The organism is Pantoea rwandensis (assembly GCF_002095475.1).
Classification (GTDB): domain Bacteria; phylum Pseudomonadota; class Gammaproteobacteria; order Enterobacterales; family Enterobacteriaceae; genus Pantoea; species Pantoea rwandensis.
Genome location: NZ_MLFR01000057.1, coordinates 1 through 10,230 on the forward strand (window position 1 = coordinate 1; position 10,230 = coordinate 10,230).

7 protein-coding genes and 2 pseudogenes are annotated in these 10,230 nt (G+C 53.5%); 4 read left to right on the top strand and 5 right to left on the bottom strand.

The features are described 5' to 3' along the window. The 5 genes from rsxC to ydgT all read right to left on the bottom strand — a co-directional run. Positions 1-1,995, bottom strand: a 1,995-nt coding sequence (gene rsxC / locus HA51_RS26645; protein WP_084938427.1) for an electron transport complex subunit RsxC, incomplete at its 3' end; no start/stop codon positions are given. Further along, the gene (gene rsxB, locus HA51_RS26650) at positions 1,988-2,566 is read right to left on the bottom strand and encodes an electron transport complex subunit RsxB (RefSeq protein WP_084938428.1); all 579 of its coding nucleotides are present in this window, start codon (positions 2,564-2,566) and stop codon (positions 1,988-1,990) included. The genes rsxB and rsxC, both read right to left, overlap by 8 nt. Then, complete coding sequence (rsxA, locus tag HA51_RS26655; RefSeq protein ID WP_084938429.1) at positions 2,566-3,147, bottom strand: electron transport complex subunit RsxA; 582 nt, start codon at positions 3,145-3,147, stop codon at positions 2,566-2,568. The genes rsxB and rsxA overlap by 1 nt, the downstream gene beginning before the upstream one ends. Before the next feature lie 123 nt (positions 3,148-3,270). Next, positions 3,271-3,714, bottom strand: a complete 444-nt coding sequence (locus HA51_RS26660) for a DUF2569 domain-containing protein (RefSeq protein WP_084938430.1) — start codon at positions 3,712-3,714, stop codon at positions 3,271-3,273. 101 nt (positions 3,715-3,815) lie between these two features. After that, positions 3,816-4,031, bottom strand: a complete 216-nt coding sequence (ydgT, locus tag HA51_RS26665; RefSeq protein ID WP_084938431.1) for a transcription modulator YdgT — start codon at positions 4,029-4,031, stop codon at positions 3,816-3,818. A gap of 675 nt (positions 4,032-4,706) precedes the next feature. Between ydgT and ytfQ the strand changes: the two genes are divergently transcribed. From ytfQ to yjfF, 4 genes and pseudogenes are all read left to right on the top strand, one after another. Next, the gene (gene ytfQ / locus HA51_RS26670; RefSeq protein ID WP_045816967.1) at positions 4,707-5,663 is read left to right on the top strand and encodes a galactofuranose ABC transporter, galactofuranose-binding protein YtfQ; all 957 of its coding nucleotides are present in this window, start codon (positions 4,707-4,709) and stop codon (positions 5,661-5,663) included. A 56-nt stretch (positions 5,664-5,719) separates the two neighbouring features. Next, a pseudogene (locus HA51_RS26675) lies at positions 5,720-7,239 on the top strand (sugar ABC transporter ATP-binding protein). Beyond that, positions 7,232-8,247 (top strand): annotated as a pseudogene (gene ytfT / locus HA51_RS26680) (galactofuranose ABC transporter, ATP-binding protein YtfT). The pseudogenes HA51_RS26675 and ytfT overlap by 8 nt, the downstream one beginning before the upstream one ends. Next, the gene (gene yjfF / locus HA51_RS26685; protein ID WP_084938432.1) at positions 8,244-9,230 is read left to right on the top strand and encodes a galactofuranose ABC transporter, permease protein YjfF; all 987 of its coding nucleotides are present in this window, start codon (positions 8,244-8,246) and stop codon (positions 9,228-9,230) included. The pseudogene ytfT and the gene yjfF overlap by 4 nt, the downstream one beginning before the upstream one ends. The last annotated feature ends 1,000 nt before the right edge of the window (positions 9,231-10,230 follow it).

The following is a 10,230-nucleotide window of genomic DNA, read 5'->3' on the forward strand; positions in this document are numbered from 1 at the left end:
AATAGCGGCTTCAACCGCTGCTTTGCGCGGATCGACTTCAGCAGCAGGAGCTGCAACAGCGGGTTCAGCTGCTTGTTCGCCAGCCGCAGCCGCGGCTTTCTTCGCCTTAGCACGCGCAATGGCCGCTTCAACCGCCGCTTTGCGTGGATCGGCTTCTGCAGCAGAGGCCGCATCAGCAGCTTCAGGCGCTTGTTCTGCGGCTGCGGCTTTTTTCGCCTTAGCACGGGCAATCGCGGCTTCAACCGCCGCTTTGCGTGGATCAGCCTCAGCCAAAGGTGTTTCAAGAACTTCGTTCGCAGATTGCTCGGCCGCACCAGACTTCTTCGCTTTAGCGCGAGCAATCGCCGCCTCTACCGCGGCTTTACGCGGGTCGCCAGACTGGCGACTCAGCGCCTGTGTTTCAGACTGTTTCTCCGCCTGCTGAGCTAAAGCCTGCGCATGGCGGGCCTCGCGCTCGGCGGTTTCCTGCTCTGGTGTTTTGGCGGCACGCGCTTTTACGCGGGCGATGGCTGCGTCACGTTCACCTGGGTCGGTCCGCGCCACGCGTTGTTTAGCTTCTTCATGGCGCGCTTCACGTGCCAGTTTTTCCCGCTCTAAACGTGCCTGACGCGCTTCAAAACGCGCCTTCGCTTCGGCGGTACGCTTCGCTTCAAGATCGATCGCACGCAGTTCTGCCTTTTCCTGGCGATAATATTGCACCAGCGGAATATTACTCGGGCAGACATACGCACAGGCACCGCACTCAATGCAGTCATCGATATTGTGGGCACGCGCTTTCTCATGATCGCCACCCTGGCTGTACCAGAATAGCTGTTGAGGCAGCAGCTTCGCCGGGCAGGCATCTGCACAGGCACTACAGCGGATACAAGACTGTTCTTCTTCGTTATTGCCCATCTCGCTGGCAGAGGGCGCAAGAATACAGTTGGATATTTTTACCAGCGGCACATTGAGTGATGGCAGCGTAAAGCCCATCAGCGGGCCGCCCATTATCACCATCTGACGCGAACCCGGCGCAAAACCCACCTGATGCAACAGATGACTTACCGGCGTGCCCAGGCGTCCCCAAACGTTACGCGGCTGCGCAATCGCTTCGCCGGTCAACGTGACAACACGTTCGGTAATCGGCTCGCCATCGATAATGGCGCGCTTTACCGCCCAAGCCGTGCCGACGTTTTGCATCAGTACGCCGATGTCGGTCGAGCGACCGCCGTGTGGCACTTCAATGCCGGTGAGAATCTGGGTCAGCTGTTTAGCACCACCGGAAGGGTATTTGGTGGGAATAACGCGCAGTTGTAACTCGCGATCGCCGCCCAAAGCCTGCTTCAGCGCTGCAATGGCTTCGGGTTTGTTATCTTCGATGCCAATCAGCACGCGCTCTGCCTGCAGAACCCAGGCGAGGATGCGACACCCCTCCAGCACTTCAGCTGCGCAGTCTTGCATCAGGCGGTCATCGGCCGTGATGTAAGGCTCGCACTCTGCAGCGTTGATAATCAGGGTTTTGACCCCGCGCAATCCGCCGCGCAGTTTGGTGGCGGTCGGGAAGCCTGCACCACCTAGACCGGCAACGCCTGCCTCATGAATACGCTTAACGACATCTTCACGCGGCAGCGCACGAAAGTCAGGTTGTGGATCGAGCGTGGTCCAGCGGTCTTCACCATCGGCGCGCAGGAAAATGCACAGTTCGGAAAGACCCGAAGGGTGCGCGGTCATATGTGGCGCAATTGCTTCGATGGTGCCGGAAGTCGGCGCGTGAACAGGCAGCATGCGTCCGCTGCCAAAAGTCAGCGGTTGACCACGCAGAACGTGATCGCCAGGCGACACACAAATCTCGCCTTCATGGCCGATATGCTGTTTTAACGGAATAATGAATTGTTCAGACAGCGGCAATTGGCTTAACGGCGTGCCGTTTGACTGTGTTTTCATTTCCGGCGGATGAATACCGCCCTGAAAATCCCACAGTTTTTCTTTGCGGAACAGTTTTAGCAGATTAAGCATGAGTTTCTACCGGGATCACTCTTACAGGAATGGTTTCGAGATCCCATTTCCAGTTGGCCGTGGTGGTGGCAACCGGACGCATTTCAATACAGTCGGTCGGGCAGGGCGCAACACACAAATCGCAGCCGGTACAGACATCGCTCAGTACGGTATGCATGGCACGTGTGGCACCTACAATCGCATCTACCGGGCAAGCCTGGATACATTTGGTGCAGCCGATGCAGTTAGCTTCATCAATCCACGCCACCGTACGAATCGGTTCCTGCACGTCCTCACCGCCATCCAGCGGTTGCGGTTCAACGTTTAGCAGCGCGGCCAGTTTGAGCATGGTTTGCTCGCCACCGGGGGCGCATTTATTGATCGCTTCACCGTTATTTCCCACCGCATCCGCGTAGGGACGGCAGCCGGGATAACCGCATTGGCCACACTGACTTTGCGGCAGAATACTGTCGATCTGTTCAACGATCGGATCTTCTTCCACCTCGAATCGACGCGAGGCGTAGCCGAGCAGGGCGCCAAAGACCAGGCCCAGCGCGGCAATAGCCACAATAGCAATCCAAATCGCGGTCATTAGAATTTCACCAGACCGGTAAAGCCCATGAAGGCCAGCGCCATCAAACCTGCGGTCACTAATGCAATCGAGTTGCCCTTGAACGGCGCAGGGACGTTGGCTAATACCAGGCGTTCACGCATACCGGCGAACAGCACCATCACCAATGAGAAGCCAAGCGAAGCACTGAAGCCATAGACTGCGGCCTGTAAAAAGGTGTGGTTAAGATTAACGCTCAATAACGGCACACCCAGCACCGCACAGTTAGTGGTGATCAGCGGCAGGAAGATACCCAGCAAGCGATAGAGTGACGGGCTGGTTTTGCGCACCACCATTTCGGTGAACTGCACCACCACGGCGATCACCAAGATATACGCCAGAGTACGCAGGTACACGAGGTCGAGCGGCACCAGAATCAGATGGTTCACCAGCCAGGCGCAGATCGCCGCCAAAGTGATCACGAAAGTGGTGGCGAGTCCCATGCCAATGGCCGTTTCCAGTTTTTTTGACACGCCCATAAAGGGGCATAGGCCGAGAAACTTCACTAATACGAAGTTGTTCACCAGCACGGTGCCAATAAAGAGAAGTAAGTAGTCGGTCATTTTTAAACCTGGGAAGCCGAAAGGCGTCTATTATCCGGAATTGAGAGCTGCATCTCAACCTCTACACAAAATGTGTGGGTGTTGAGAGCACTCAGAATTAAATTCCTGACGAAACTCACGTCGTTACGGCTGAATAAACGTCTGTTTAACGCGCTGTGAGCGCTTGAAATAGGGGACAAACACCGCGGCGGCCAGCAGCGAAAGCAGCAAAGTTTGGATCGCCTTGCTGTCTGCCACAGGCGTAAAGGCAAAGGTTTTCAGCGCCAGCAGCACTGTCATCAGTAACCACAAGATGTAATGACGCGGCAAGCGGCGCGAACGTTTACAGAAAATCCAGCATACCCAGATACTGTAAGCCCACACCGCACCTGCGGTAAGCAGAGAGATTGACCACTGGGTCAGCAGCATGCCACCGTGAGAAAACAGGGTGGTACGTAGTTCCGTGTTAAACAGTGGGCTCAGATACATTGCCACTACCAACGCGCTGGTGAGCATCGTCATAATCAGCCATGCCAACGGCAGCAGCAGCCAGCCAGCAATGCGCGGCGGGTTTACCGATTCGGTCATCTTGCGGATCCTGTTACGAAAGAATAAGGGCGTTTCATGTCCAAACGGGGCACGCCCGACATGGACAACGCAATAGTGCAGAAAAAGGCGGGAAAAACCAATTACATTACATAGCGCCAGACAGATTTAGGGACACGGCCCATATCGAAGAGGCGACCGCCGGAAACGAGTTCAGCACGGCGGTGATCGGCAGCGCGATACATATTGATGATGTCATTATCATCAGTCAGCGAATAATTGAGATGGTCATAGAGTTTTTCCAGACTATCGAGATTATTCACTTTGCGGAATTTCAACAGGTAATCTAGCGCAGTCATGATTGCCATTAAAAAAATAGAGAACGAGGAAGTGCCCAAGTATAGGGAGCACACCGCCATAGTCCATACACCAATGCTAAAAAAATTCAAAAATCAGACAAGGTGAGCTAATTCGCTCATGAAAAGACACTTTTTCTTCCTTTTATCTTTTTAAACGCACATTTCTTAACGCTCCTAAGGCAAATTAAGCCCAGATTAGATGCAGGGTGTGAAAAAAACTCACACACTTATTTTCACTCAATGCGCCAACTGTTTTTCTGCCTTTTCGACCTTATTTATCAATCATGGTGCGGATATTTTGTTTATTTATTACCAACTGGTCTGGTGTTTTATGCACACGTCGTGAAATTGCAGATCACATAGTGTGCGAATAGTCACAATTCTGATCATTTCTGCAGGGTTCACCGCATAACCATTCTTTACGCAACAGCTGTAATCGCTTCCAGTTCTCCCACACATAACCGATTCTGTTTATTACATTTATTTAACGGCGGCTGAAATAAATCACAGGTAATTTGTCCATAATGCTGGTACGACTTGTTAGCGCGTTAATTCTGTAACTCCTTTAATTCATTCCATTTTGTGAGGCATGTCGCGCTTGTTTTCTCGCTTTTGCGCCAGGCTTAATCCGCGTTTTGTACCCCTACAACACACTCCCTTCAGAGGAATGAAATTATGTGGAAACGTTTACTCTTGACCGCCATGGTGAGTTCAGCACTGAGTACTTCAGTGCTGGCCGCGGATATGACGGTAGGCTTCTCACAGGTTGGCTCGGAGTCTGGCTGGCGTTCAGCGGAAACCAATGTGGCGAAAAGTGAAGCGCAAAAGCGTGGCATCACCTTGAAAATCGCCGATGGCCAACAGAAACAAGAAAACCAAATCAAAGCCGTGCGTTCATTTATCGCGCAGGGTGTTGATGCCATCTTTATCGCGCCGGTAGTGCAAACCGGTTGGGAGCCGGTATTAGAAGAAGCCAAAGACGCCAAGATTCCGGTGTTCCTGCTTGATCGTGCCATCGTGGTGAAAGACAAATCGCTGTATATGGCGGTGGTCACGGCGGACAACGTGCTGGAAGGCAAGTTAATTGGCGACTGGCTGGTGAAAACGGTCGGTGACAAGAAGTGTAACGTGGTGGAGTTGCAGGGCACCGTGGGCGCCAGTGTGGCTATCGATCGTAAGAAAGGCTTTGCCGATGCCATCGCGGGACACAATAACATCAAAGTTATTCGCTCACAGTCAGGCGACTTTACGCGCAGTAAGGGTAAAGAGGTGATGGAGAGCTTCATTAAGGCGGAAAACAACGGCAAGAACATTTGCATGGTTTACGCCCATAACGATGACATGGCGATCGGTGCCATTCAGGCCATTAAAGAAGCGGGCTTGAAACCGGGCAAAGATATCCTGACCGGTTCTATCGACGGCGTGCCGGATATCTACAAAGCGATGCTGGCGGGTGAAGCCAATGCGAACGTCGAGCTGACGCCGAACATGGCGGGTCCGGCCTTTGACGCGCTGGAGAAATTCAAAAAAGACGGCACAATGCCGCCAAAAATCATCAAAACCGAATCGAAGTTGTATCTGCCAGACTCTGCGCAGGCTCAGCTTGATACCAAAAAAGGCATGGGTTACTGATCCCCGCGACCGCCCTTCGGGGCGGTTTTTCATGACGTAAGGCGAGGTAGAACCTGATGAACACCTCCGATGAATCCGCACTTCTGACCCTCAACGGCATCAGCAAAGGCTTTCCCGGCGTGAAAGCGTTGGATAACGTTTCGTTCAGCATCCGCAAAGGCGAGATCATGGCATTGCTGGGTGAGAATGGCGCGGGCAAATCCACATTGATTAAAGTACTGACCGGCGTTTACAGCCGTGACGCGGGATCTATCACCCTGAATGGCAACAGCATTTCACCGCACAATACCGCTGACGCGCAGCAAATGGGCATTGGTACCGTTTATCAGGAAGTGAATCTGCTGCCGAATATGTCGGTGGCGGACAATTTGTACATTGGCCGCGAGCCGCGTCGTTTCGGCATGATCGACCGTAAGCGGATGGTACGTGATGCTGATGCGCTGATGCGCAATTACGGTTTCATATTGGATGTGACGCGCCCGTTGGGCCATTACTCGGTGGCGATGCAGCAGATCATTGCGATTTGCCGCGCCGTCGATCTCTCGGCTCAGGTGTTAATCCTCGACGAACCCACTGCCAGCCTCGATGCCAGTGAAGTCGAAATGCTGTTTACCCTAATGGCGCAGTTAAAAGCCAAAGGGATGAGCCTGATTTTTGTGACTCATTTTCTCGACCAGGTGTATCGCATCACCGATCGCATCACCGTGTTACGCAACGGGCAGTTTATTGCCACGCGTGATACGGCATCGTTGCCGCAAATCGAATTGATCAAACTGATGCTGGGCCGTGAGCTGTTAGAGACCGCTTTGCAGCGTCAGGGCAGCACGCTGAAGAGCAATCAACCGGTCGTATCATTCAAAGATTATGGCAAGAAGGGCACGATTGAGCCTTTCAATCTGGAAGTCCGACCGGGTGAAGTGGTGGGTTTGGCCGGATTACTCGGTTCAGGTCGTACTGAAACTGCTGAAGTGCTGTTTGGCATTCGTCGCGCAGATCGGGGTACTGCCACCATTAAAGGCAAGGTGCAGCACATTCGCACACCGGCGAAAGCGTCTCATCTTGGCATGGGCTTCTGCCCGGAAGATCGTAAAACCGACGGCATTATCGGCGCGGCTTCAGTCCGCGAAAATATCATTTTGGCGTTGCAGGCGCAGCGCGGCTGGCTGCGCCCGATTAAGCGCCGCGAGCAGCAGGCGATTGCCGAACGCTTTATCAAAAGTCTGGGGATTCGCACGCCGCACGCCGATCAGCCCGTGGAGTTACTTTCCGGCGGCAATCAGCAGAAGGTGTTGTTGTCTCGTTGGTTGGTGACGAAGCCACAATTTTTGATCCTCGATGAACCCACGCGCGGCATTGATGTGGGTGCGCACGCCGAGATTATTCGTTTAATTGAAACCCTGTGCGCCGATGGACTGGCGCTGTTAGTTATCTCCTCTGAACTGGAAGAACTGGTGGCTACGCCGATCGCGTGTTGATCATGCGCGATCTGAAGCAAGTGGCCGAAATCCCGCTGGAGCAGCTGTCGGTGGCGTCGATAGTCAACGCCATCGCTGACGGAGGAACACAACATGCTTGAATCCCCTATGACACAGCAAAAACCTGAACGGCGTAAGCCGAAGCTGCCACCGGGCATGCCACAGATCGCCGCACTGATTCTGGTGCTGCTGGTGGATAGCCTGGTGGCGAACAATTTTTTTGCCGTCCACGTGCAGGATGGCCGCTTGTTTGGCAGCCCGATTGATATCCTCAACCGCGCGCGCCCGTCGCACTATTGGCGGTGGGCATGACATTAGTGATCGCGACCGGTGGCATTGATTTATCTGTGGGCGCAGTGATGGCGATTGCCGGTGCAACGGCGGCCACGCTGACCGTAGCCGGGCACAGTTTGGGTTTTATTATTCTTGCCACCCTGGCGACCGGACTCGCCTGCGGTTTGTGGAACGGTGTGTTAGTGGCGTTACTGAAGATCCAGCCGTTTGTTGCCACGCTGATTTTAATGGTGGCGGGGCGCGGCATTGCCCAGCTGATCACGCAAGGTCAAATTGTGACCTTCAACAGCGACAGTTTGGGATGGTTTGGCAGCGGCTCGTTGTGGCTGTTGCCGGTGCCCGTCTGGATAACCCTACTGGTGGCGTTGCTGGTGTGGCTGCTGACACGCAAAACCGCGCTGGGCCTGTTTATCGAAGCGGTGGGGATTAACCTGCGCGCAGCCCGCAATGCGGGGGTGAATGGTTGGCTGGTGGTGATGTCCACTTACGCCATCAGCGGGGTATGTGCCGCTGTGGCGGGCTTGATAGTCGCTGCCGATATTCGAGGGGCAGATGCCAATAACGCCGGTTTGTGGCTGGAGCTGGATGCAATTCTGGCGGTGGTGATTGGCGGAGCGTCATTGATGGGCGGTCGCTTTAATCTGGTGCTGTCGTTGATTGGCGCATTAATTATTCAGTCGATGAATACCGGTATTTTACTTTCAGGCTTTCCGCCGGAGTTGAATCAGGTGGTGAAAGCCGTAGTGGTGATGTGTGTGCTGCTGCTGCAATCCCCGCGCTTTATCGCCATGCTGAAAGGGAGACGTCCAAAATGATCAAGCGCCATCTACCTTTAATGATTACGTTGCTGGTGTTTGTCGCCGGCTATTTGTTCTGCCTGAGCCAGTTTCCAGGTTTTGCCTCGACGCGCGTGATTTGCAATATTCTGACTGATAATGCGTTTCTCGGCATTATTGCCGTCGGCATGACTTTTGTGATTTTGTCGGGCGGGATCGATTTATCAGTCGGCGCGGTGATTGCCTTCAGCGGTGTTTTTCTGGCACGCATTATCGGGGATTATCATGTCGATCCGATTCTGGCGTTTGCCATTGTGCTGGCGATGGGCGCGATGTTTGGTGCCATGATGGGCTGGCTGATTGATGCGCTGAAGATCCCGGCGTTTATCATTACGCTGGCGGGGATGTTTTTCCTGCGTGGCTGCAGTTATTTAGTGTCAGAAAACTCGATTCCCATCGATCATCCGTTGTACAGCACGTTATCGAGTCTGGCATGGAAGATCCCCGGCGGCGGTCGCTTGAGTCTGTTAGCGGTGATTATGCTGGTTGTGGTGCTGGGCGGCATTATCCTCGCGCATCGTACCCGGTTTGGTAATCAGGTTTACGCCATTGGTGGCAGCTTGACCTCCGCGCAGTTGATGGGGGTTTCAACGCGTGCGACCACTATCAAGATCTATATGCTTTCCACCACCTTGGCGACCTTAGCTGGGATTGTGTTCTCTATTTACACTTCGGCTGGTTATGCGTTAGCCGGATTGGGTGTGGAATTGGATGCCATTGCTTCCGTGGTGATTGGCGGTACGCTGCTGTCTGGCGGTGTTGGCACCGTGCTCGGCACGCTGTTTGGCGTATTGATTCAAGGGCTAATTCAAACTTGGATCAACTTCGATGGCACCCTGAGTTCATGGTGGACCAAGATTGCGATTGGGATTCTGCTGTTTGCGTTTATTGCGTTGCAGCGTTTACTGACCGTGATGTGGGATCGCCAAAAGAATGCACCGGTTAAGCGACTGACTTCTTAAACATTTTCTCCTGTCTTTTGTGGGAGCGCAGTGATGCGCTCCTTTTTTTTGTGGGATTTCTTGGGGGCATTACTTCATTAGAAGGTGCATTGATGGGCATCGATGTGCATTTGTGGAATTCGCTTTAGGTTCAGCGCAAGACCAACAAAGGCCAGCCCGATCGCAAAGAAATCTCGCATCCATGCAGATCGGCCGCGCCTCCCTGGCGCGGACGCTTTGCTCTTCGGGCTGGCCTTTGCTGGTCCGTTAAGATTTGCATGGCTGTAGAGACTGCGGACTGAAACACTTTGCTCGGTTTTGAGTGTTAGCAGATCGCATTACGCTTTCATTAAGGAGACGAAGGTGGGCAGTGGAGTAAAGCGTACGCCGCATGGATGCGGCGTACGAGGCTACAGGGATGTATTCACGCCGACTTTACGTAACGCCTGCCTTTGTCGACTGGAAAGCACGGGACCGTTTTTATCGACCGCAGCGCACATTGAAATTCCAGCAAATGTGTCTCTTTATCCATCACCAGTTTCGTGGGTTTCGCTGTGGGGCTAGGAGCTCAGACCAACAAAGGCCAGCCCGATCGCAAAGAAATCTCGCATCCATGCAGATCGGCCGCGCCATCCCTGTCGCGGACGCTTTGCTCTTCGGGCTGGTCTTTGTTGGTCCGTTAAGATTTTCATGGCTGTAGAGGGTGCGGACTGAAATACCCTGCGCGGTTTTGAGTTTTAGCAGACCGCATTACGCTTTCATAAATGGGACAAAGGTGGGCAGTGGAGTAAAGCGTACGCCGCAGGGATCTATTCACGCCGACTTTACGAAACGCCCGCCTTTATTGACTGGAAGACATGTTTTTAGCCCTTAATACTTGTCACTTAAGAGCGTTTCGGTCGCCATAAATGGCGCCCCTACATCGTTCGGTGCGGTTTTCGTAGGGTACGCATTCATGCGTACCGGGTTAAATGAGCACGCATTGGCTTAAGTGAGCGGCATTACGCCATAAATGGCGCCC